At 73.2% G+C, this 22439-nt stretch carries 18 protein-coding genes and 2 pseudogenes; 15 read left to right on the top strand and 5 right to left on the bottom strand.

Annotated features, from left to right (window positions below):
- Positions 1-142: 142 nt before the first annotated feature.
- The gene (locus BLR33_RS23440; RefSeq protein ID WP_093786565.1) at positions 143-1273 is read left to right on the top strand and encodes an FUSC family protein; all 1131 of its coding nucleotides are present in this window, start codon (positions 143-145) and stop codon (positions 1271-1273) included.
- Positions 1274-1289: 16 nt separating this feature from the next.
- Here the strand turns inward: BLR33_RS23440 and BLR33_RS23435 are convergent, their stop codons facing one another.
- Positions 1290-2024, bottom strand: coding sequence for an exonuclease domain-containing protein (locus tag BLR33_RS23435; protein ID WP_093786564.1), 735 nt, complete (start codon positions 2022-2024; stop codon positions 1290-1292).
- Positions 2025-2241: 217 nt separating this feature from the next.
- Here BLR33_RS23435 and BLR33_RS23430 point away from each other — a divergent pair, with 217 nt between their 5' ends.
- The 3 genes and pseudogenes from BLR33_RS23430 (at position 2242) to thrS (ending at position 6203) form a co-directional block, all read left to right on the top strand.
- Positions 2242-2811, top strand: coding sequence for a DUF4365 domain-containing protein (locus BLR33_RS23430; RefSeq protein WP_093786563.1), 570 nt, complete (start codon positions 2242-2244; stop codon positions 2809-2811).
- Positions 2808-4000 (top strand): annotated as a pseudogene (locus tag BLR33_RS23425) (hypothetical protein). The gene BLR33_RS23430 and the pseudogene BLR33_RS23425 overlap by 4 nt, the downstream one beginning before the upstream one ends.
- Before the next feature lie 220 nt (positions 4001-4220).
- Entirely contained in the window at positions 4221-6203 is a 1983-nt protein-coding gene (gene thrS, locus BLR33_RS23420; RefSeq protein ID WP_093786562.1) for a threonine--tRNA ligase, read from the top strand.
- Between the two features lie 36 nt (positions 6204-6239).
- Here the strand turns inward: thrS and BLR33_RS23415 are convergent, their stop codons facing one another.
- A complete protein-coding gene (locus BLR33_RS23415) occupies positions 6240-6899 on the bottom strand; it encodes a potassium channel family protein (RefSeq protein ID WP_093786792.1) in 660 nt (219 codons plus the stop codon).
- A gap of 66 nt (positions 6900-6965) precedes the next feature.
- Here BLR33_RS23415 and BLR33_RS23410 point away from each other — a divergent pair, with 66 nt between their 5' ends.
- Entirely contained in the window at positions 6966-7550 is a 585-nt protein-coding gene (locus BLR33_RS23410) for an HIT family protein (protein ID WP_093786561.1), read from the top strand.
- Positions 7551-7887: 337 nt separating this feature from the next.
- On the opposite strand, the gene BLR33_RS23405 is transcribed toward BLR33_RS23410, so the two are convergent.
- Positions 7888-9537 (bottom strand): hypothetical protein, encoded by a 1650-nt coding sequence (locus BLR33_RS23405; RefSeq protein ID WP_093786560.1) that lies wholly within the window; start codon positions 9535-9537, stop codon positions 7888-7890.
- Positions 9538-9899: 362 nt separating this feature from the next.
- Positions 9900-12131, bottom strand: coding sequence for an elongation factor G-like protein EF-G2 (locus tag BLR33_RS23400; protein ID WP_093786559.1), 2232 nt, complete (start codon positions 12129-12131; stop codon positions 9900-9902).
- Positions 12132-12466: 335 nt separating this feature from the next.
- Here BLR33_RS23400 and pgsA point away from each other — a divergent pair, with 335 nt between their 5' ends.
- From pgsA to BLR33_RS23385, 3 genes and pseudogenes are all read left to right on the top strand, one after another.
- Positions 12467-13141, top strand: coding sequence for a phosphatidylinositol phosphate synthase (pgsA, locus tag BLR33_RS23395; protein WP_093786558.1), 675 nt, complete (start codon positions 12467-12469; stop codon positions 13139-13141).
- Positions 13138-14055 (top strand): annotated as a pseudogene (locus BLR33_RS23390) (phosphatidylinositol mannoside acyltransferase); the annotation flags it as partial. The gene pgsA and the pseudogene BLR33_RS23390, both read left to right, overlap by 4 nt.
- 284 nt (positions 14056-14339) lie before the next feature.
- On the top strand, positions 14340-15515 hold the full coding sequence (locus tag BLR33_RS23385; RefSeq protein WP_093786557.1) for a glycosyltransferase family 4 protein: 1176 nt from the start codon (positions 14340-14342) through the stop codon (positions 15513-15515).
- A 243-nt stretch (positions 15516-15758) separates the two neighbouring features.
- Here BLR33_RS23385 and BLR33_RS23380 read toward each other — a convergent pair whose 3' ends face one another.
- Positions 15759-16310, bottom strand: a complete 552-nt coding sequence (locus BLR33_RS23380) for a hypothetical protein (protein ID WP_093786556.1) — start codon at positions 16308-16310, stop codon at positions 15759-15761.
- 572 nt (positions 16311-16882) lie between these two features.
- Here BLR33_RS23380 and pdxS point away from each other — a divergent pair.
- The 7 genes from pdxS to yajC all read left to right on the top strand — a co-directional run bounded on the left by pdxS (position 16883) and on the right by yajC (position 22409).
- The gene (gene pdxS / locus BLR33_RS23375) at positions 16883-17797 is read left to right on the top strand and encodes a pyridoxal 5'-phosphate synthase lyase subunit PdxS (protein ID WP_093786555.1); all 915 of its coding nucleotides are present in this window, start codon (positions 16883-16885) and stop codon (positions 17795-17797) included.
- Positions 17798-17804: 7 nt separating this feature from the next.
- Positions 17805-18398: a pyridoxal 5'-phosphate synthase glutaminase subunit PdxT gene (pdxT, locus tag BLR33_RS23370; RefSeq protein WP_093786554.1), complete on the top strand. Its 594-nt coding sequence runs from the start codon at positions 17805-17807 to the stop codon at positions 18396-18398.
- 98 nt (positions 18399-18496) lie between these two features.
- A complete protein-coding gene (locus BLR33_RS23365; RefSeq protein WP_093786553.1) occupies positions 18497-19249 on the top strand; it encodes a YebC/PmpR family DNA-binding transcriptional regulator in 753 nt (250 codons plus the stop codon).
- Positions 19250-19413: 164 nt separating this feature from the next.
- On the top strand, positions 19414-20001 hold the full coding sequence (gene ruvC / locus BLR33_RS23360; RefSeq protein WP_093786552.1) for a crossover junction endodeoxyribonuclease RuvC: 588 nt from the start codon (positions 19414-19416) through the stop codon (positions 19999-20001).
- The gene (gene ruvA, locus BLR33_RS23355; RefSeq protein ID WP_093786551.1) at positions 19998-20606 is read left to right on the top strand and encodes a Holliday junction branch migration protein RuvA; all 609 of its coding nucleotides are present in this window, start codon (positions 19998-20000) and stop codon (positions 20604-20606) included. The genes ruvC and ruvA overlap by 4 nt, the downstream gene beginning before the upstream one ends.
- Before the next feature lie 40 nt (positions 20607-20646).
- Positions 20647-21732, top strand: a complete 1086-nt coding sequence (gene ruvB / locus BLR33_RS23350; protein WP_093786550.1) for a Holliday junction branch migration DNA helicase RuvB — start codon at positions 20647-20649, stop codon at positions 21730-21732.
- 176 nt (positions 21733-21908) lie between these two features.
- Complete coding sequence (gene yajC / locus BLR33_RS23345; protein WP_176930418.1) at positions 21909-22409, top strand: preprotein translocase subunit YajC; 501 nt, start codon at positions 21909-21911, stop codon at positions 22407-22409.
- Positions 22410-22439 lie beyond the last annotated feature (30 nt).

The raw sequence follows: 22439 nt of genomic DNA, 5'->3' as shown, positions 1-22439 counted from the left end.
TACGGCCGCTGTGATGGTCGGAGGCGAGGAGCTGGGCGGTTCGGGGGACGGGTGCGGCGGGTCGTTGCGGGGGCGGCGGCGGGGGGTCGCAGAATGCGGGGCGAAGCGGCGGACCCGGGCGAGCGGGGGAACAGTGGCGAGCATGGCCGGGGCAACCGGACAAGGGCGGCCCCGGCGCGGGCCGCGCGCGGTGACATGGCTGGCCACGCTGTTCCGGCTCGACCCGGCCGGCGCCAACTGGACCCGCGCCGTGCTGTTCCTGGACATCGCGCTCGTACCGCTCATGGTCTTCTGGGCGATCGGGGACGAGCAGTACCTCCTGAGCGCGGTCTTCGGCCTGCTGTTCGCGGCCCTGGCCGACCCCGGAGGTGGTCTCGGGCATCGTGCCGCGCACATCGCGCTCTTCGGGCTGATCGGCGCGGGGGTGACCGCGCTCGCCTTCGGAATCGGGGGAGCGGCCTGGGGCTGGCTGGCGCTCCTGGCTTTCGCCGTCACGCTGGCCGCCGGGCTGGCCGTCGCGTTCGGGGTGGGCAGATTCGCCAACGCCCTGCTGCTCAACGTCTGGTTCGTCGTCGCTCTCGGCCTCGCCTTCGGCCTGCACCACCACACCCGTATCACCAGCCACACGTGGGTGCAGACGCTTGCCTGGGCCGCGGGGTCGGCGTCGTGGATCATCGTGGCGCTCGTCGGCCGGCTGGTACGGCGGCGTGCGCAGGCGCCCCGGCCGTTCGCCGAACTCCCCGGCGACACCTCGCGCCGGAAACTGACCCCGCAGCTGATCGCCTTCGCGGTACTCCGTGCCCTGGCCATCGCGGGCACCGTCGCCCTCGCCTTCGGCCTGGACCTGGCGAACGGCTACTGGATGCCCGTCGCGGCCATCGCCGCCATGAAGCCGAGCTTGCAGCAGACCGCACTTGCCGCCGCGCAGCGGCTGATCGGCGCGATGATCGGCGCGGCCGTGGCGGTGCTGCTGCTCCTGCTGCCGGCCGGCGTGCACGGCCGCGAACTGTTCGCCGTGAAGCGCGGGCTCGAAGTCGTCGCCCTGGTCCTCCTGATGCACGCGGTGGCGATCCGCTTCCTCAACTACGCCCTGTACTGCGCCGCCATCGCCGCGGCCGTCCTCCTCATGATCGACCTCCCGCAGACCTCCCACCATGCCGCCGAGGCCCACCGGGTGCTGTGGACCCTGTGCGGCGGGGGCATCGGCCTGCTCGTCATGCTGCTGGCGGCCCTCCTCGCCAGGCGGAGCCCGCGAGCGGCCCGGCGGACCTGAGGCGTCCGGCAGGCGGCTACGCGGCCGCCGTTGTGGGGGGTTCGGGACGAAGGGGCCAGGCCGGGTCGCAGACCTCGGGGGTCCCGTTGGCGGCGAACCAGGCCTGCAGGCCCCGGGATTGGGCCGCGTGCCAGACGGCCTGGCGGGCGTGGAGCTCGGGGAGGGCGAGGTGGGCCAGACGGGCGGCGTAGCGCCGGGCTATCGCACGGACCAGGTCGAGGGAGGCCGCCGCGTCCGCCGCCGCGTCGTGGGCCCCGTCGAGCACCACGCCGTAGTGAGCGCACAGGTCCGTCAAGGTGCGGCGGCCCTTGCGGTAGCGGTCCAGGTGCTTGTCCAGGACCCGCGGGTCCACCACCGCCCAGCCCGGGCCCGCGGTGAAGTACGAGCTGAGCGCGCTGCCCCGGTGCCGCTTCAACTCCCGGTCCAGCAAGGTGAGATCGAAGGGCGCGTTCATCACCACCAGCGGGATCCCCGCCGCGCACTGCGCAGCCAGCTCCCGCCCCAGCTCCTCGACCACCGGCCCCGGCGGCCTGCCGTCCAGCCGCAGGAACTCCGCCGACAGCCCGTGCACCGCCTGCGCCGCCGCCGGCACCGGCACGCCCGGGTCCACCAACCAGCAGGCCGCGAAGGCCGGTTCGCCCGGCGCCGACTGCACCACCAGCGCCGCCGACACGATCCGGTCCTGCTCCACGTCGACCCCTGTGGTCTCGGTGTCGAACGCGGCCAACGGCCCCTCGAACCAGTACGCCATGGCCAGATCCCTTCCCCGTGGTGAACGGTGAGTGACGAGGGGGTCGACGGGAGAATGCGGCCCAACTCCCCACCAACGGTGTACCCATGACGAGATGTCAACGAACCAGGATGGTTTGTCGGTTGCCGCAGGTGGGGATCACTCCTGCGAGAAACCCGTACGTGTCACGAACACGCGTCCGCCCCCGGGCGCAACCGCACGGAAGGCACACAGCGCGATGGCGCTCGCACAGCCCGAGCCGGGCGGCGGGCTGCTGCCGGAGAGGGCAGCACCCCTGCGCGGCGGGCTCGCCACCACCACCTCCATGGAGACCCTGCAGATCGGCTACCTGCACGCGGTGGCCGCCGCGGCCGGGTGCTCCCTCGCCCAGCCCTTTCCGGACAACGGAATCGACTGGCACCTCAGCCACAGCTCCCGCAGCCACGCCATCGACGACGAGGTCACCATCAAGGTGCAGCTGAAGTGCACCTACCAGGTCGCCCCCCACCCCCGCGGCCCCAGCTTCGCCTTCACCCTGGAGAACGACCACCTCGCCAAGCTGGCCCGCACCCCCGTCTCCGTCCACAAGATCCTCGTCGTGATGCTCGTGCCCCGCACCCCGGAGGAATGGCTGCGGGCCAGCCACGACCGCCTCGAACTGCGCCACTGCTGCTACTGGACCAACCTCGCCGGCCACCCCGTGACCGGCAGGTACAAGACCACCGTGCGCGTACCCACCGCCAGGATCTTCGACGACCGCGCGCTGTGCGAGATCATGGCGCGGGTCGGGGCCGGAGGACGACCGTGACGCCACCCACCGGCGACGACCCCTTCCCGGCGGTCCCCGACCTGGTCGACCCCGCCGTCCTGACCGCGCTGCTGCACCGCCACGGCTGGCGGCGGCGCGGCGGGGCGCCCGGCCGGTACAGCCGCTGGACCCCGCCGGACGGCACCCACACCAGCCTGCTGGTGCCCGAGGCCCGCCCGCACGGCTCCGGCGGCGCCCGCGGCGGCTACGCCGACAGCGGCGACCTGCTCGGCGAGGCGCTCACCGCGCTCGCCCGCTCCGGCGAACCGTCCGCCCGGGCCATCCTGCGCGGGCTGAGCGTGCCCGGCGACGAGATCCGCTGGTGCCGCGACATCCCCGGCACCGGCGGCGCCGTGCCGTGGACCACCGCGGAGGAGCTGACCGCGGCCGCCCGCGCCATGCTGCTGGCCGGGGCCCGTGCGGCCGTCCGCCCGGCCGGCTACTTCGGCCGCCGCCAGGGCCCGCAGGCCGCGGCCTTCCTCGACACGGTGCTGCTCGGCCCCGTGGGGCCGGCCCCCGGCGGGCACCAGCTCACCGCCTACACCCCCGTGCCCGACGGCCGGGCCACCGCCACCACACTGCTGGGGGCGCTGCAGGCCACCCGCGAGGCCGTGGACCGGCAGCGGTCCGGCGGCAGCCCGGCCGCCTTCGACGACGCGATCGGGCTCGGCGTCAGCCACGAACTCACCCGGGCGCTGGTGAAGTTGGTGCGCGGCACCGAGGGGGCCGCGGTCGTGCTCGGCTGGTCGCCGGCCTCCGGGCCGCCGGGCGGCTACCCCCCCCGGCGCCCGGGCCGGTGCAGTTCACGCCCGGCGACCTGCCCGCGCTGGTGGCCGCGGGCGAGCGCTTCCGTGCCGAGGAGCCGCCGATCGAGGTCCGCGTCACGGGGACGGTGGTGCGGATGCGCCGCCCGGCGCCCACGGGCGGCGGCAGCGTACGGCTCCGCGTGCTCTCGGGCGCGGACGTGCGGCAGGTGCGGGTCCGGCTGGACGAGGCCGCCTACCGCACGGCGGTGCAGGCACACCTCGCGGGCCTGCCGATCCGTGTGGACGGCCGCCTCGAAAGCGGCGGCGGCTTCCGCCGCCTCACCGACCCCCACGGGGTCACCCCCGTCGAGGTCGACGCATCCGAACGCGACCGCCTCCTGAAGTCGCACCCCCTCGCGGAGCCCTGCGAGGAGGACACCTAGCGGTGAGTGCGGGCCGCTGCCGGCCCACGGACAGGTCCCGGCCCCGGGCCCCAGGGTTCCCCGGGCCCCCGGTGTCACGTTGCCGTCGCGGTCGGCGGGGCCGCCGTGGGGGGAACGGGCCGTGGGTGGAATGGATTGTCGGTCGTCGGGTGCGGCTCGGTACGATTCAGGCGGCGGGATGGATCCCGCCGCCTGCCATAGACGAGTCAGGAGCAGACCGGTGTCAGACCTCCGTGTGATCATCAGACGCGAATCCGCCGAACCGGAGCAGCGGGTGGTCACGACGGGGACGACGGCCGCCGACCTGTTCACCGGGGAGCGCTCCGTGGTCGCCGCCCGCGTCGCCGGGCAGCTGAAGGACCTCGCCTACGTGCTCGCCGACGGCGACGAGGTGGAGGCCGTCGACATCACCAGCGACGACGGCCTCGCCATCCTGCGGCACTCCACCGCGCACGTCATGGCCCAGGCCGTCCAGGACCTGCACCCGCAGGCCCGGCTCGGCATCGGCCCCCCGGTCAAAGACGGCTTCTACTACGACTTCGACGTCGCCGAACCCTTCACCCCCGATGACCTGAAGGCCATCGAGAAGCGGATGCAGGAGATCCAGAAGCGCGGCCAGCGCTTCTCGCGCCGCGTCGTCACCGACGAGCAGGCCCGCGCCGAGCTCGCCGACGAGCCGTACAAGCTGGAGCTGATCGGCCTGAAGGGCTCCAGCGCGGGCGCCGAGGACGGCGCCGACGTCGAGGTCGGCGGCGGCGAGCTGACCATCTACGACAACCTCGACGCCAAGACCGGCGAGGTGGTCTGGAAGGACCTGTGCCGCGGCCCGCACCTGCCCAGCACCCGGGCCATCCCCGCGTTCAAGCTGATGCGCAACGCCGCGGCCTACTGGCGCGGCAGCGAGAAGAACAAGCAGCTCCAGCGGATCTACGGCACCGCGTGGCCGACGAAGGAAGAACTCAAGGAGTACCTGGACTTCCTTGAGGAGGCCGCCAAGCGCGACCACCGCAAGCTCGGCACCGAGCTGGACCTGTTCTCCATCCCCGAGCAGATCGGCTCCGGCCTGGCCGTCTTCCACCCCAAGGGCGGCATCGTCCGCCGGGTCATGGAGGACTACTCGCGCAAGCGGCACGAGGAGGAGGGGTACGACTTCGTCTACACCCCGCACGCCACCAAGGGCGCCCTCTTCGAGACCTCCGGCCACCTGGACTGGTACGCCGACGGCATGTACCCGCCCATGCAGCTGGACGAGGGCACGGACTACTACCTCAAGCCCATGAACTGCCCGATGCACAACCTGATCTTCGACGCCCGCGGCCGTTCGTACCGCGAACTGCCGCTGCGGCTCTTCGAGTTCGGGACGGTCTACCGGTACGAGAAGTCCGGTGTCGTGCACGGCCTCACCCGCGCCCGCGGCTTCACCCAGGACGACGCGCACATCTACTGCACCCGCGAGCAGATGGCCGACGAGCTGGACTCCACCCTCACCTTCGTCCTCAACCTGCTGCGCGACTACGGCCTCACCGACTTCTACCTGGAGCTGTCCACCAAGGACGAGACCAAGTTCGTCGGCAGCGACGAGGTGTGGGAGGAGGCCACCGAGGTCCTGCGCAAGGTGGCCGAGAAGCAGGGCCTGCCGCTGGTCCCGGACCCGGGCGGCGCCGCCTTCTACGGGCCGAAGATCTCCGTGCAGACCCGCGACGCCATCGGCCGCAGCTGGCAGATGTCCACGATCCAGCTCGACTTCAACCTGCCCGAGCGGTTCAAGCTGGAATACACCGCCGCCGACGGCTCCCGGCAGCGCCCGGTGATGATCCACCGCGCCCTGTTCGGCTCCATCGAGCGGTTCTTCGCGGTGCTGCTGGAGCACTACGCCGGCGCCTTCCCGGCGTGGCTCGCGCCCGTGCAGGCGGTCGGCATCCCGGTGGGCGACGCCCACATCTCGTACCTGCAGGAGTTCGCCGGCGAGGCCAAGCGCAAGGGGCTGCGGGTCGAGGTCGACGCCTCCTCGGACCGGATGCAGAAGAAGATCCGCACCTGGCAGAAGCAGAAGGTGCCGTTCATGATCATCGTCGGCGACGAGGACATGTCCAACGGCACGGTCTCCTTCCGCTACCGCGACGGCTCCCAGGAGAACGGCATCCCCCGCGACCAGGCGCTGGCCAAGCTGGTGGACGTCGTGGAGCGCCGCGTCCAGGTCTGACCCGCGAACGCGAGGGCCGACCCGCCCCCGGTGTGCTCAGCGCGCCGGGGGCTGCTCGTCCTCGCGGGTGAAGACCTGCAGCAGCCAGGACGAGAAGGAGCCGGTGACCGCGCCCAGCAGCGCCAGGCCCAGGAACATCAGCACCACCGCGATCGTCCTGCCGCCCGGCGTGACCGGCGTGACATCGCCGTAGCCCACCGTGGTCACGGTGGAGCACACCCACCACACGGCGTCGCCGAACGTGGTGATCGTCGCGCCCGGCGCCCCGCGCTCCTGCTGGTAGACCGCCAGGGCGCCGGAGAAGCCGAGCAGCACCGCGGTGGCGCCGGCGTACGCGCTCACCCGCCCGTACAGGCTCAGCCTCGGCTGCGCCCGGTTGCGCTGGACCGCCTGGTAGATCTCCACCATCCGCAGCGGCCGCAGCAGCGGCAGCAGGACGACGACGGTGTCCAGCAGGTGCCGGCGGATGTACCGCAGGCCGAAGCGCTCCCGGCGCAGCCGCACCCGCACCACGTAGTCGGCCACGAAGAGCGCCCAGGTCAGGCCGATCAGGCTCTTGAACAGCAGGTGCCAGCCCGTGGGCAGCGACGGGTCGAGCACGTGGACCGCGTAGGCCCCCAGGAAGACCAGGGAGGCGGCGAACAGGGGCAGCTCGCTGCGGTTCTCCCAGCGGGCCAGGGGGCTGTCGGCGTCCATGCCGCCAGGATCGCGGCCGGAAGCGGGTGTGACGCCCGGCGACACGCGGTGCCGGGGGATGGCCATATGCTGATCGACATGACGAGTGAGCCGGAGCAGGGGATCGGGGCGGGGGCGGCGGACGCTTTCCAGCGGCTGTGGACGCCGCACCGGATGGCGTACATCCAGGGGGAGAACAAGCCGACCGGTCCGGGGGCCGGCGACGGCTGCCCCTTCTGCGCGATCCCGTCGAAGTCCGACGAGGAGGGGCTGATCATCGCCCGCGGCGAGCAGGTGTACGCGGTGCTCAACCTCTATCCCTACAACAGCGGCCACCTCATGGTGGTGCCCTACCGGCACGTCGCCGACTACACCGACCTCGACGACGCCGAGACGGCCGAACTCGCGCTCCTCACCAAGCAGGCGATGACGGCGCTGCGCGCGGCCTCGGGGGCCCACGGCTTCAACATCGGCATGAACCAGGGCGCGGTCGCAGGCGCGGGCATCGCGGCTCACCTTCACCAGCACGTGGTTCCCCGCTGGGGCGGTGACGTGAACTTCATGCCGGTGGTCGGCAACACGAAGGTGCTGCCGCAGCTCCTCGCCGACACCCGCAAACTCCTGGCAGACGCTTGGCCGAAGGCGGGTCCCGCCCCGACTGCCCGGTCCTGACGGTTCCCGGACCACCCGCCGGTGTGTGGCCTGTCGCGCAGTTCTCCCCCAGCGCTTCGCCTGGGAGGTACCCCCAGCGCCCCTTAGGTGATACGCCTCGCCCTGCGTGCGAACGGCAAGGCCGTACAACTTAGGGGCGCGGGGAACTGCGCGACAAGCCCAGAACCGGCCTGCGGCCGGGAACGCGCGGAAGCTCCTACGGCGGGTCGCCGTTTCCCGGTACCGCGGCACCCGGCGGCTTAAAGAACCCCCTGCGGCGGGCAGCCGCAAGCCGGCGGCGGCTCAGAGAACCGCCAACGGAAGGCCACCGCGGCACCCCGCCCGGCCCAGCGCAGCGTCACGCGTCGTAGACGTCCGCCTTCTTCGGGGTCACTTCCTGGACCTGGCCGCTCAGGCTGAGGGAGCGGGAGGTGAAGCGGGAGACGTCGACACCGTTCTCGTCCATGACCTGGATCGCGGCGGCGTGGACCGCGCGCAGCACGGGCGTGGCGGCACGCAGCGCGTCGTCGGCCATGAAGCGGTGCGCCCACGGCTTGTCCGCCCAGGTGTGGCGCAGCCCGAACGGCTCGGGGAGCTTCAGGGTGCCGCCGAGGTGGTCCAGGACCGGCGGGAACCAGGTGAGCGGGGCGCGCGCGGCCAGCCGTACGACCTCGTCGGAGCCGATCAGCGGCAGGTTGACCGTCTTCGTCTCCCAGAACCGCACCGACTTCGCCACCGTCTTCGTCCGCGGCGACGGCTTCCCGCTGAACAACCCGTTGATCGGCCCGAGCGCGTGCCCGGTGACCTCCACCCGCAGGGTCTGGTGGAGCACGGTCACGGTGACCATGAGCGTGATCACCAGGTTGCCGTCCCACAGCACGAACTGGATGCCCAGGTAGTGCCGGTTGCCCTTGCCGAACTGCTGGGTGTTGCAGATCCGCTGGATCTCGAAGTCCTTGACGGTGTAGCCCTCGACCTCGGTGCCGGTGGGCCGGCTGATCGCGCCCGCGCCCTCGCTTATCGGCACCACCACCCAGTGCCGTATCGCCGGCCGGGGGAACCCGCCGGTGTGGATCGGGGTGCGCTCCAGCATCTTCAGCCGGTCGTGGATCGCGCGCACGACGTCCCAGCTGCGGAAGGGGTTGATCTCCTTGAGGTCCTCGCGCGGGGTGAGCTCCTCGGCCATCTGCCAGCTCGCCCAGCGGCTGCCCATGCCCAGTATCCCCTTGGGCCCGGCGTAGAAGACGACGTTGCTGTTCTGCTCGGCGGACAGCTTCGCGAGGTTCTGCCGCAGGTTCTCCGCCTTGGTCTGGTTGGGGTTGCGCGGCACCGCCTCGGGGATCTTCGCGCCCACCCCGGAGCCGCCGGCCAGGTCCGACCAGCGGTCGCGCAGGTCCTTGGCGGTACGCTCGCAGATCCGCCGGGCCAGGAACCAGCCGATGACGGGGACGACCATCACCACCCGGAAGTACTCCCGCCAGAAGCCGCTGAACGGCGGGACGATGGCGAGCAGGACGGTGAAGCCGACCGCGACGGCGAGCACGGCGCCGGCCAGCACCCCGGCCCGGTTGCCGTTCGCCTTGAGCTTGCCGAGCGAGCGGCGCAGCTGGAAGGCGCCGAGCCAGACCAGCACGCCGGGCAGGAACAGCAGCCCGCACACGGCCATCACCACGGTCAGCCGGGTGTCGCGCTCCTGCCGGATGCGGTTGGCGGCCAGGCAGTGCTCGACCACGGTCTGCGGCTCGATGCCGAAGGACTGCACGACCTCCTTGCGGCCGCCGCCGAGCATGCGCACCTGCACCGCGCGGGAGAACGCCTCGCCCAGGTTGGGCTGGAAGAGCGAGATGCGGGGCTTGGAGACCGAGGCCGCGTCGTTGATCTTCACCAGGTCCTCGACGGGGGTGTCGCGGTAGGCCGCCGACGCCAGCGCCTGCGTGGCGGCCGTCTCGCCGTCGATCCCGGTGAGCGGGACCTGTGCCCCCGGACTGAAATCGAACCCGTCCGTCACCGCAGCCCCCAACTCCGCCGCCCGCCGCCGCCCTTGTCACCGCTCCGATTCCCCTCTCGGGGCACCGTCACACACCGGAGCGGCTTCCCACCCTAGCGGCGCGGCGGTCCGCGGTGGGTGCGCGGGCCGCCGAATGGCCTGCTCCGTACGGGAGTTGGCGCCCCATACGCTGCCGGCAGCCGCTGCCGGTGGCGTACCCGACCGGCCACCGGCCCCAGCGCCCGATCGCGAACTGCGGCCAGCGGATCCAGTACCCGACCGGCCACCCCGCGCCGCGAACCGCGGCCACCAGCCCGGGGGATACGACCGGCCGCCGGCCGGGCACCCGCCACCCGCGTCCCCAACCTCGCAAGGCAATACGCCTAGCGGCTGTGGGCCTCCGCCTCCTCCTCCCGGCGCAGCCGCGCCGCGACCTGCGCGGGCATCGGCTCGTGCCGGGCGTAGTGGCGGCTGAAGCGGCCGGTGCCGTGGGAGAGCGAGCGCAGGTCCACCGCGTAGCGGCCGATCTCGATCTCGGGCACCTCGGCGCGCACCACCGAGCGGCCCGCGCCGGCCGGTTCGGTGCCCAGCACCCGCCCGCGCCGGCCGGACAGGTCGCTCATCACCGGCCCCACATACGCGTCGGGCACCAGCACCCCGACCTCGTCGACCGGTTCGAGCAGGTGGATCGGGCAGTCGGCGGCGGCCTCGCGCAGCGCGAGGGCGCCGGCGGTCTGGAAGGCGGCGTCGGAGGAGTCCACCGAGTGCGCCTTGCCGTCGGAGAGCGTGACGCGGATGTCGACCACTGGGAAGCCGAGGGCGACCCCGCGGGCGGCTTGCGCCCGCACCCCCTTCTCCACCGACGGGATGAACTGCCGCGGCACCGCCCCGCCGACCACCTTGTCCACGAACTCGATGCCCGAACCCACCGGCAGCGGCTCCACCTCGATCTCGCAGATCGCGAACTGCCCGTGCCCGCCGGACTGCTTGACGTGCCGGCCGCGGGCGGCCGCGGCCTGTCCGAAGGTCTCGCGCAGCGGCACCCGGTGCGGCACGGCGTCCACCTGCACCCCGTAGCGGGTGCGCAGCCGCTCCAGCGCGACATCGGCGTGCGCCTCGCCCAGGCACCACAGCACCACCTGGCCGGTGTCCGGGTTCTGCTCCAGCCGCATCGTGGGGTCCTCGGCGACCAGCCGGGAAAGGCCCAGGGAGAGCTTGTCCTCGTCCGCCTTGCTGTGCGCCTCGATGGCGACGGGCAGCAGCGGGTCGGGCATCTGCCAGGGCGCCATCAGCAGCGGGAAGTCCTTGCCGGACAGGGTGTCGCCGGTCTCGGCCCGCGACAGCTTCGCCACGCACACCAGGTCGCCGGCCCCGGCCGAGGGCACCGGCCGCTGCTGGCGGCCGAAGGGCGAGGTCAGGGCGCCGACCCGCTCGTCCACGTCGTGGTCCTCGTGCCCGCGGTCCTCCATGCCGTGCCCGGAGACGTGCACGGTCTCGTCCGGCCGCAGCGTGCCGGAGAAGACCCGCACCAGGCTGATCCGGCCGACATAGGGGTCGGAGGCCGTCTTGACGACCTCGGCGGCCAGCGGCCCGTCCGGGTCGCAGGTGAGGTCCGGCCGCGGGCTGCCGTCCGGCGCCGTGACCTTCGGGGGCCGCCGCTCCAGCGGGGTGGGGAAGCCGCGGGTGACCAGTTCGAGCAGTTCCACGGTGCCCAGGCCCTGGCGGGCGCCCTCGGCGGCGGGCGCCGCGGCCAGCACCGGGTGGAAGCTGCCGCGGGCCACCGCCCGCTCCAGATCGGTGATGAGCGTCCTGACGTCGATCTCCTCGCCGCCGAGGTAGCGGTCCATGAGGGTCTCGTCCTCGCTCTCGGCGATGATGCCCTCGATCAGCCGGTTGCGGGCCTCGGCGATCCGGGGCGCGAGGTCGGGGCCCGGCCTCGACTCGGTCCGCTCGCCGGAGGAGTAGTCGTACAGGGTGCCGGTCAGCAGCCCGGCGAGGCCGGTGACCGGGGCGTGGCCGTCCGGCCCGGCGGGGCCGTGCAGCGGCAGGTAGAGCGGCAGCACCGCGTCGGGGTCGTCGCCGCCGAGTTCGGCCGCGCACTGCGCGGCGGTCTCCTCGAAGCCCGCCCGCGCCGACTCCAGGTGCGTGATCACCACGGCCCGGGGCATGCCCACGGCCGCGCACTCCTCCCACACCATCCGGGTCGCGCCGCCGATGCCCTCGCCGTCCTGCGCGGCCGAGACGACGAAGAGGGCCGCGTCCGCCGCCCGCAGACCGGCCCGCAGCTCGCCGACGAAGTCGGCGTAGCCGGGGGTGTCCAGCACGTTGATCCGCACCCCCTCCCACTCCACCGGGACCAGGGAGAGCTGCACCGAGCGCTGCTGGCGCTGCTCGATCTCGTCGTGGTCGGAGACGGCGGTGCCGTCCTCGACCCGGCCGGCCCGGTTCACCGCCCCCGTGGTCAGCGCCAGCGCCTCCACCAGCGTCGTCTTGCCGGCGCCCGCGTGGCCGACCAGCACCACGTTGCGTATCGCCTCGGGACGGGCGGCCGCGCCGGCCGCCGCTGATGCCCCTCCGGCGGCCCCTGGGGCCGTGTCTTTCCTGTCGCCGCCCATGTGCCTCGCCTCCCGGTCCGTCACCACGTGGGGGACCGCGCCCGCGCCGCGGGCGCGTGCTGGGGGACCGACGGTGGGAACGACCCCGGGCAGGAAGCATCGGGGAGGCCCTGGCGGCACCCCGTCGTCCTTCGACCTTCCCACGGGCGCCATGGCGCGTCCATACGTGGTACGTCGGCCGTCCCCCGGCCGTACCCCTGGGCGCGCCCCCGGGCGGGTGCGGCGGTGCCGGGCACGTGGCAGCGGCGGCACCTGGCTACGATGGGCCATCCGGTGGCCGCCCAGGGCCGCCACCAGTGCCGCCGCAAGATTTCCACCGACCTGTCGGGAAGGCCATGCTGAACAAGTACGCGCGTGCGTTCTTCACGCGTGTTCTCACGCCGTTCGCCGCGTTTCTCCTGCGCAAGGGGGTGACCCCGGACATGGTGACGCTCGTCGGCACCGCGGGCGTCGTCGCCGGCGCGCTGGCCTTCTACCCCAGGGGCGAGTTCTTCTGGGGCACGGTCGTCATCACGCTCTTCGTCTTCTCCGACCTGATCGACGGCAACATGGCCCGGCAGATGGGTCGTTCCAGCCGCTGGGGCGCCTTCCTGGACTCCACGCTCGACCGGGTCGCCGACGGCGCCGTCTTCGGCGGCCTGGCGATGTGGTACGCGGGCAAGGGCGACAACCTCGTGCTGTGCGCGGTCACCATCTTCTGCCTTGCCAGCGGCCAGGTCGTCTCCTACACCAAGGCGCGCGGCGAGGCGATCGGCCTGAAGGTCGCCGTCAACGGCCTGGTGGAGCGCTCCGAGCGGCTGGTGATCACCCTGGTGCTGTGCGGCTTCGCCGGCTTCCACCGCACCTTCGGCGTGCCCGGCATCCAGTGGGTGCTGCCGATCGCGCTGTGGGTGGTCGCCGTGGGCAGCCTGATCACGCTGATCCAGCGGGTGGTCACCGTCCGCCGGGAGGCCGCCGAGGCCGACGCCGCCGAGCACCGCGAGGCCGTCGGCCACGGGAGCAAGGCGTGAGGGAGCGCCTCACCGACGGGCTGTACGGCCTGGGCTGGGGCGCGGTCAGGAACCTGCCGGAACCCGCCGCCCGCGCCCTCGGCCGCACCATCGCCGACGCGGCCTGGCGGCAGCGCGGCAAGGGCGTGCGACGGCTGGAGGCGAACCTCGCGCGGGTGGTGCCCGGCGCCGGGCCCGAGCGGCTGCGCGAGCTGTCCCGCGACGGCATGCGCTCCTACCTGCGGTACTGGATGGAGTCCTTCCGGCTGCCGGCCTGGAGCAAGGACCGCATCCGCAACGGTTTCGCGCCCCAGGACGTGCACTGGCTCACCGACGGGCTGGCCGCGGGCAAGGGCGTCATCCTCGCTCTGCCGCACATGGGCAACTACGACCTGGCGGGCGCCTGGGTCACCACGAAGCTGGAGACGCCCTTCACCACGGTCGCCGAGCGGCTCAAGCCCGAGACGCTCTACGACCGGTTCGTCGCCTACCGCGAGAGCCTGGGCATGGAGGTGCTGCCGCACACCGGCGGCGCCGCCTTCGGCACGCTGGCCCGGCGGCTGCGCGCGGGCGGCCTGGTCTGCCTGGTCGCCGACCGCGACCTGTCCAAGGGCGGTGTCGAGGTCGACTTCTTCGGTGAGCGGACCCGGATGCCGGCCGGCCCGGCGATGCTCGCCCAGCAGACCGGCGCCCTGCTGCTGCCGGTCACCCTCTGGTACGACGAGTCGCCCGTCATGCAGGGCCTGGTACACCCCCCGGTCGAGGTGCCCGAGGGCGACCGGGCGCACCGCACCGCCGTGATGACGCAGGCCCTGGCCGACGCCTACGCCTCCGGCATCGCCGAGCACCCCCAGGACTGGCACATGCTCCAGCGCCTGTGGCTGTCCGACCTGCCCCCGCGCGAGCCGGCCGAGCCGATGACGGCGGAGGGCCCGGTGGCGGCGGCAGCGACGGGCCAGGGTGCGGCGGCTGCCCCGCAGGAGGGCGCGGGCACCGCGAAGGGGACGTCGGGCGAGGCAGCTCCGGGCGAGGTGGGCGGACCGGGCGAGAGCGCGGGCGAGGCGCCCGGGGCCGATGGGCGCGACGCGGCTTCGCGCGAGGTGTCCGGGCCGGGCGAAGGTCCCGGCGGGGCGGCCGGGGCCGACGCGGGCGGCGCGGCTGCGGGCGAGGCGGGCGGACCGGGCGAGGGTCCCGGCGACGGTTCCGGGACGGGGACGGCGTGAGGATCGGGATCGTCTGCCCGTACTCCTGGGACGTCCCCGGCGGCGTCCAGTTCCACATCAGGGACCTGGCCGGTTATCTGATCGGGCTCGGGCACGAGGTGTCGGTGCTCGCCCCGGCCGACGACGAGACGCCGCTGCCGCCCTACGTGGTCTCGGCCGGGCGCGCGGTGCCGGTGCCGTACAACGGCTCGGTGGCGCGGCTCAACTTCGGGTTCCTGTCCGCGGCCCGGGTACGGCGCTGGCTGCACGACGGCCGCTTCGACGTCATCCACATCCACGAGCCTGCCTCCCCCTCGCTCGGCCTGCTGTCCTGCTGGGCCGCCCGCGGCCCGATCGTGGCGACCTTCCACACCTCCAACCCGCGCTCGCGGGCGATGATCGCCGCGTACCCGATCCTGCAGCCCGCGCTGGAGAAGATCAGCGCGCGGATCGCGGTGAGCGAGTACGCCCGCCGTACGCTCGTGGAGCACCTCGGCGGGGACGCGGTCGTCATCCCCAACGGCGTGGACGTCGACTTCTTCGCCCGCGCCGAACCGCGCCCCGAGTGGTCCACGCCGCCGGACGGTGCCGCCGACGGCGGGACGATCGGCTTCATGGGGCGGATCGACGAGTCCCGCAAGGGGCTCCAGGTCCTGATCAAGGCGCTGCCGCAGATCATCGAGGCGCGGCCCGGCACCCGGCTGCTCGTGGCCGGGCGCGGTGACGCGCAGGAGGCGCTGGAGCCGCTGCCGGAGCACCTGCGGGACCGGGTGGAGTTCCTCGGCATGGTCAGCGACGAGGACAAGGCGCGGCTGCTGCGCAGTGTCGACCTCTACGTGGCGCCCAACCTCGGGGGCGAGAGCTTCGGCATCATCCTGGTGGAGGCGATGTCGGCGGGGGCGCCGGTGCTGGCGAGCGATCTCGACGCCTTCGCGCAGGTCCTCGGCCAGGGGGCGGCGGGGGAGTTGTTCCCTGTCGGGGACTCCGAGGCGCTGGCGGCGGCCGCGATCCGCATCCTCGGCGACGCGTCCCGCCGGGCCGACCTGCGGGCCCGCGCCGCCGCTCACGTGCGGCGGTTCGACTGGTCCGTGGTCGCCGCGGACATCCTCGGTGTCTACGAGACGGTCGCCTCCGGCACGGCAGCGGTCTCCCCGGACGATCGGCTCCGTCGCGCCCGAGGCTTCCGCCTCTAGCTGTTACGGGGCGGCTTCTCGCCGTTGGGGTTCCTGTCCCGTCGCCGCCTGCCCCCCGGCGGCCGGTTGCGCGCGCCGTTCCCCGCGCCCCTGAGGTGATACACCTCGCCGTGCGCGCAAAGGGCAAGCCGCATAGGGGCGCGGGGAACGGCTCCCCCAGAGGGGGCACCCCCACCAGCCAGGGGCCGGGCCTGGGGGCGGGGGCGGCGGACAGGGGCAGACGGGGCGCACCCCGTGAAGAACTCAGAGTGCTGTGGCGCCGCCTTCGGCGGTGAGGGCGGTGGGGGGTTCGTCGTCCATCTCGAAGGCGAGGGGGAAGGGGGCGTGGCCGGCGAGGCGGAGCCAGCGGACGACGCGGTGGGTGCGGACCGCCCGGGCCGCGCGGACGGCGTCGTTGTGGAAGCGGCGAGCCATCGGCACGCGCCGTACCGCACGGGTCAGTTCACCGATGGCGGCGGTGCCGCCGGGGGCCGCACGGACCTCCGCCACCGCGTCGGGCTCGGCGAAGACTGCCCGCAGCGCCTGGCTCAACTCGCTCTCCGCGACCTCGCGTTGCTCCGCCTCGGCCTGGCGCGCGGCGTGCGCGGCCTCGTACAGCACGATCGAGGCGGCGGGGTCGAGTACGCCGGCCGTCGCCAACTCCTGCGCGACGGAGGCGCGCCGCACCAACTGCGCGTCCAGCGCGGCACGCGCGGCGTCGATCCGCGCGTGCAGACGGTCCAGCCGGCCCGCCGTCCAACTCAGGTACAGCGCGACCGCCACAACCGCCAGGGCAACCCAGATCCACGTGACCACCCCCGCACCCTAGTGTCTTCCCGGCCCACCACCCTTCCACCGGGCGCCCAACAAACGGCAACCCGCCGTGGGGCTTCTCCCGTCCCCGGCCGCCGGGCCTGGGCTTGTCTCCCCCAGAGCTTCGCCTGGGAGGTACCCCCAGCGCCCCCATCAACCTGACCCTTCGCGCGAAGGGCAAGCTGTATGGGGGCGCGGGGAACTGCGCGAGCAACCCGGATCCGGCCTCGGGACGGCAGACAACCCCGTTGGGCAGACGGCAACCCGAAAGGGGCGCCGGGGGCACCGCCGGACGAAGCTCTGGGGGAGAACGGCGCGGGCAACGGGTCACCGGGCGGCACCCGGCACCGTACGAGGAACCCTCGCGGCGGGGAGCCGTGGGGGCTCGCGGGAGCTCCCGCGAGAGGGGTCCGTGAGGCGGAAGGGGACCGCGGGCCTCCCGCGAAAGGCGAGCAGCAGCCACGGACGGCACCGTCCACCCCCGAAAGCCACCCGCAAGGGATTGGCCCTTTCCGCGAGCCCCCCCACCTGGCCGATAATCGTAAACGTCCGCTTTCGTCAAGAGTGAGGTCACCGTGTCCACAACCCCGTCCCCCGCAGCAGCGTCCCCGGAGACCGGCACCGCGCGCGTCAAGCGCGGCATGGCCGAGCAGCTCAAGGGCGGCGTGATCATGGACGTCGTCACGCCGGAGCAGGCGAAGATCGCCGAGGACGCCGGCGCCGTCGCCGTGATGGCACTGGAGCGGGTGCCCGCCGACATCCGCAAGGACGGCGGCGTGGCGCGGATGTCCGACCCCGACATGATCGACGGCATCATCAACGCCGTCTCCATCCCCGTGATGGCCAAGTCCCGCATCGGCCACTTCGTCGAGGCGCAGGTGCTCCAGGCGCTGGGCGTGGACTACATCGACGAGTCCGAGGTCCTCACCCCGGCCGACGAGGTCAACCACTCCGACAAGTGGGCCTTCACCACTCCCTTCGTGTGCGGCGCCACCAACCTCGGCGAGGCCCTGCGCCGGATCGCCGAGGGCGCGGCGATGATCCGCTCCAAGGGCGAGGCCGGCACCGGCAACGTGGTCGAGGCCGTGCGCCACCTGCGGCAGATCAAGGGCGAGATCGCCCGCCTGCGCGGTCTGGACAACAACGAGCTGTACGCGGCCGCCAAGGAGCTGCGCGCCCCCTACGAGCTGGTCAAGGAGGTCGCCGAGCTGGGCAAGCTGCCGGTCGTGCTGTTCTCCGCCGGCGGCGTGGCCACCCCGGCCGACGCGGCGCTGATGCGCCAGCTCGGCGCCGAGGGCGTCTTCGTCGGCTCGGGCATCTTCAAGTCCGGCGACCCGGCCAAGCGCGCCGCCGCGATCGTCCGCGCGACCACCTTCTTCGACGACCCCAAGGTCATCGCGGACGCCTCCCGCAACCTCGGCGAGGCCATGGTCGGCATCAACATCGACGTGCTGCCCGAGTCCGAGCACTACGCGAACCGCGGCTGGTAAGGCAGCGATGACGAGCACTCCCACCATCGGCGTCCTGGCCCTGCAGGGCGACGTACGGGAGCACCTGGCGGCACTGGCCGCGGCGGACGCCGCGGCCGTGCCGGTCCGGCGCCCCGAGGAACTGACCGGACTGGCCGGCCTGGTGATACCCGGCGGCGAGTCGACCACGATCTCCAAGCTCGCCGCCCTGTTCGGCCTGACCGAGCCGCTGCGGGCGGCGATCCGGGCCGGCCTGCCCGTCTACGGCACCTGCGCCGGCCTGATCATGCTCGCCGACAAGATCCTCGACCCCCGCTCCGGCCAGGAGACCTTCGGCGGCATCGACATGATCGTGCGGCGCAACGCCTTCGGCCGGCAGAACGAGTCCTTCGAGGCCCAGGTCGAGGTGCGCGGGGTGCCCGGCGGCCCGGTGGAGGGCGTCTTCATCCGCGCCCCGTGGGTGGAGTCGGTCGGCGCGGACGTCGAGGTGCTCGCCGAGTACGGCGGCCACATCGTGGCCGTGCGGCAGGGCGCGGTGCTGGCGACGTCGTTCCACCCGGAGCTGACCGGTGACCACCGGATGCATGAACTCTTCGTGTCCGCTGTGCGCGCGGGGAGCTGACCGTATCCCGGTAGGATCGTGCGCGCGACGACGACGAAGCCACGACGAAGCACAGCACTGAAGAACAGCAGCACTGGTGACGCGAAGGAGACTGTCGGATGTCCGGCCACTCTAAATGGGCTACGACGAAGCACAAGAAGGCCGTGATCGATGCCAAGCGCGGCAAGCTCTTCGCGAAGCTGATCAAGAACATCGAGGTCGCGGCCCGCACCGGCGGTGCCGACCCGGACGGCAACCCGACCCTCTTCGACGCCATCCAGAAGGCCAAGAAGCAGTCGGTGCCGAACAAGAACATCGACAGCGCGGTCAAGCGCGGCTCCGGCCAGGAGGCCGGCGGCGCCGACTACCAGACGATCATGTACGAGGGCTACGGGCCCAACGGCGTGGCCGTCCTGATCGAGTGCCTGACCGACAACCGCAACCGCGCCGCCTCCGACGTGCGGGTCGCCATGACCCGCAACGGCGGCTCGATGGCCGACCCGGGCTCGGTGTCCTACCTGTTCAACCGCAAGGGCGTCGTGATCGTCCCCAAGGGCGACCTCGGCGAGGACGACGTGCTGGGCGCGGTCCTGGACGCCGGCGCCGAGGAGGTCAACGACCTCGGCGACTCCTACGAGGTGATCAGCGAGGCCACCGACCTGGTGCCGGTCCGCAAGGCCCTCCAGGAGGCCGGCATCGACTACGACTCGGCCGACGCCAACTTCGTCCCCACCATGCAGGTGGAACTCGACGAGGAGGGCGCCCGCAAGATCTTCCGGCTGATCGACGCGCTCGAGGACAGCGACGACGTCCAGAACGTCTTCGCCAATTTCGACGTCTCCGACGAGGTCATGGAGAAGGTCGACGCCTGACAGGAGCCGGGGGGCTCACAGGGCTGACGGTACGTCACCGCAGCGGCGGGCGACGCTGCTTCACAGGGGCCGGCGGGACACACCCGCCCGGCCCCTGCGGTGTTTGTCGGCGACTGCCGGTAACCTGCACGAACAGGCGCGGACACGGGGCTGAAGGGGGCGGCATGCGGGTGCTGGGCGTGGACCCGGGGCTGACCCGGTGCGGGGTCGGCGTGGTGGACGGCGTGCCCGGCAAGGCGCTCACCATGGTCGGCGTCGGCGTCGTGCGCACCCCCGCGGACGCCCCCGTGGGGCTGCGCCTGGTGCAGATCGAGGAGGGCCTGGAGCGCTGGCTGGACGAGCACCGGCCCGAGGCCGTCGCCGTGGAGCGCGTCTTCAGCCAGCACAACGTGCGCACCGTGATGGGCACCGCCCAGGCCAGCGCCGTCGCCCTGCTGTGTGCCTCCCGGCGCGGCCTGCCGGTGCACCTGCACACCCCCAGCGAGGTCAAGGCGGCCGTCACCGGCAGCGGCCGGGCCGGCAAGGACCAGGTCGGCGCCATGGTGACGCGGCTGCTGCGGCTGGACGCCCCGCCCAAGCCGGCCGACGCCGCCGACGCCCTCGCGCTCGCCATCTGCCACATCTGGCGCTCGCCCGCCACCAACCGCCTGCAGCAGGCCGTGGCGAGCCACCGGGCCGCCCAGGCCGCCCAGCACGCCCAGCCCGCGGGCCGGACGGCCCGTACCGCACGCACCCAGGAGTCCGCCCCGTGATCGCCTTCGTCAGCGGCCAGGTCGCCGCCCTCGCCCCGGACAGCGCGGTCATCGAGGTCGGCGGCATCGGCATGGCGGTCCAGTGCGCCCCCGGCACCCTCGCGCCCCTGCGGATCGGGCAGCCCGCCCGGCTGGCCACCTCCCTGGTGGTCCGCGAGGACTCGCTGACCCTCTACGGCTTCGCCGACGACGACGAGCGGCAGGTCTTCGAGCTGCTGCAGACCGTCAGCGGGGTCGGGCCGCGGCTCGCCCAGACCATCCTGGCCGTCCACGCGCCCGACGCCCTGCGGGCCGCGGTCGCCGCCGGCGACGAGAAGGCGCTGACGGCGGTGCCCGGCATCGGCAAGAAGGGCGCCCAGCGGCTGCTGCTGGAGCTGCGCGACCGGCTGGGGGCCCCCGTCGGCGCGGTGCGCGCGGGCGCGGTGGCGGCGGCGCCCGCCTCCTGGAGCGAGCAGCTGCTGGCCGCGCTCACCGGCCTCGGCTACACCGCGAAGGACGCCGAGGAGGCCGTGGCGGCGGTCACCCCGCAGGCCGAGGCCGCGCAGGAGCCGCAGGTGGGCACCTTGCTGCGGGCCGCCCTGCAGAGCCTGAACCGCACCCGCTGACCCGTACGAGCCCGTGCCCGTCCGATCCGAGAGACCTGCCATGAACTGGGACGATGCCGCCGCCGAGAGCGCCGAGAGGCTGGTCGGGCCGGCCGCCGACCGCGAGGACCAGGCGGTCGAGGCGGCGCTGCGGCCCCGGGACCTGGGGGAGTTCATCGGGCAGGAGCGGGTCCGCCAGCAGCTGGACCTGGTGCTGCGGGCGGCCCGGGCCCGCGGCGGCACCGCCGACCACGTGCTGCTCTCCGGCGCCCCGGGCCTCGGCAAGACGACACTGTCGATGATCATCGCCGCCGAGATGGGCGTGCCGATCCGGATCACCTCAGGGCCGGCGATCCAGCACGCGGGCGACCTGGCGGCCATCCTGTCCTCGCTCACCGAGGGCGAGGTGCTCTTCCTCGACGAGCTGCACCGGATGTCCCGGCCGGCCGAGGAGATGCTCTACATGGCGATGGAGGACTTCCGGGTGGACGTGGTGGTCGGCAAGGGGCCGGGCGCCACCGCGATCCCGCTGGAGCTGCCGCCCTTCACGCTGGTCGGGGCGACGACCAGGGCCGGGCTGCTGCCGCCGCCGCTGCGCGACCGGTTCGGCTTCACCGGCCACATGGAGTTCTACGCCCCGGCGGAGCTGGAGCGGGTGATCCACCGGTCGGCCGGGCTGCTCGACGTGACAATCGACACCGCCGGGGCCGCCGAGATCGCCGGCCGCTCCCGCGGCACCCCGCGCATCGCCAACCGGCTGCTGCGCCGGGTCCGCGACTACGCGCAGGTCAGGGCGGACGGCGTGGTCACCCGTGAGGTGGCAGCGAAGGCGCTGGAGGTCTACGAGGTGGACGGCCGGGGCCTGGACCGGCTGGACCGGGCGGTGCTGCAGGCGCTGCTGAAGCTCTTCGGCGGCGGGCCGGTGGGCCTGTCGACGCTGGCGGTGGCGGTGGGGGAGGAGCGGGAGACCGTCGAGGAGGTCGCCGAGCCGTTCCTGGTCCGCGAGGGGCTGCTGGCGCGTACGCCCAGGGGACGGGTGGCCACGCCTGCCGCGTGGGCACACCTGGGGCTGGTGCCGCCGCAGGGTACCGCAGGGGCGGGGACGAGTGGTGACGGATCGGGGCAGAGCGGACTGTTCGACTCCTGACCTCGGATACACTCGGCCGATAGCCATCCGATATGGAACCCCCATGGGATGCTGGGCGTTGTTCCCACGGCGAGCCAGCGCTTAGACTCCGCCGACGCCCTTCTCTCCGGATCGGCACCCACATCCCGAAATCCAGGCCATCCCCCACGTTGGCCGCGCGAAGGAATGTCCAGACCGTGAACATCGGAATCCTCCTCCCCCTGATCCTGATCGTCGGCGTCATGTACATGATGACGCGGTCGGCGAAGAACAAGCAGCGACAGGCGGCGGACATGCGCAGCCAGCTGGAGCCCGGCGCCGGCGTCCGGACGATCGGCGGTATGTACGCCGTCGTCAAGGAAGTGGGTGACGAGACCGTCCTGCTGGAGATCACGGACGGCGTCCACGCGCACTTCGCCAAGAGCGCCGTCGGCACGGTGCTCTCCGAGGACGAGTTCAACCGGATCGTGCACGGCATCGAGCCGGAGGACCCCGAGGACGCCGACGACTCGGACGACTCGGAGGGCGCGTCGAGTGCCGCCGAGGACGAGGGTGCGCGGCCGAACCCGGTCGAGGACGGCGAGCAGGCCGCCGGGGAGCACGTCAGCCTCGACAAGTCCGCCGACGAGGTGCCGGAGCAGGACGGCTCCGCCCCCGCGGAGGCCGCCCGGGAGCACGACGGCTCCGCGGCCAAGTAAGGGTCCGGCTTCATTCACTCGTGGCCGCCC

The sequence above is a fragment of the Actinacidiphila guanduensis genome (assembly GCF_900103985.1).
In the GTDB taxonomy this organism is placed as follows: Bacteria; Actinomycetota; Actinomycetes; order Streptomycetales; family Streptomycetaceae; genus Actinacidiphila; species Actinacidiphila guanduensis.
Note: the sequence above shows the minus strand (reverse complement) of the source record. Positions and strands in the feature narration are given on the sequence as shown.

Coding starts and splice junctions, on each gene's coding strand:
- BLR33_RS23365 (WP_093786553.1), top strand. CDS start 18,497: ATGTCCGGCCACTCTAAATGGGCTACGACGAAGCACAAGAAGGCCGTG.
- ruvB (WP_093786550.1), top strand. CDS start 20,647: ATGAACTGGGACGATGCCGCCGCCGAGAGCGCCGAGAGGCTGGTCGGG.
- BLR33_RS23430 (WP_093786563.1), top strand. CDS start 2,242: ATGGCGCTCGCACAGCCCGAGCCGGGCGGCGGGCTGCTGCCGGAGAGG.
- BLR33_RS23440 (WP_093786565.1), top strand. CDS start 143: ATGGCCGGGGCAACCGGACAAGGGCGGCCCCGGCGCGGGCCGCGCGCG.
- pgsA (WP_093786558.1), top strand. CDS start 12,467: ATGCTGAACAAGTACGCGCGTGCGTTCTTCACGCGTGTTCTCACGCCG.
- BLR33_RS23410 (WP_093786561.1), top strand. CDS start 6,966: ATGCTGATCGACATGACGAGTGAGCCGGAGCAGGGGATCGGGGCGGGG.
- BLR33_RS23415 (WP_093786792.1), bottom strand. CDS start 6,899: ATGGACGCCGACAGCCCCCTGGCCCGCTGGGAGAACCGCAGCGAGCTG.
- pdxT (WP_093786554.1), top strand. CDS start 17,805: ATGACGAGCACTCCCACCATCGGCGTCCTGGCCCTGCAGGGCGACGTA.
- BLR33_RS23435 (WP_093786564.1), bottom strand. CDS start 2,024: ATGGCGTACTGGTTCGAGGGGCCGTTGGCCGCGTTCGACACCGAGACC.
- ruvC (WP_093786552.1), top strand. CDS start 19,414: ATGCGGGTGCTGGGCGTGGACCCGGGGCTGACCCGGTGCGGGGTCGGC.
- BLR33_RS23400 (WP_093786559.1), bottom strand. CDS start 12,131: ATGGGCGGCGACAGGAAAGACACGGCCCCAGGGGCCGCCGGAGGGGCA.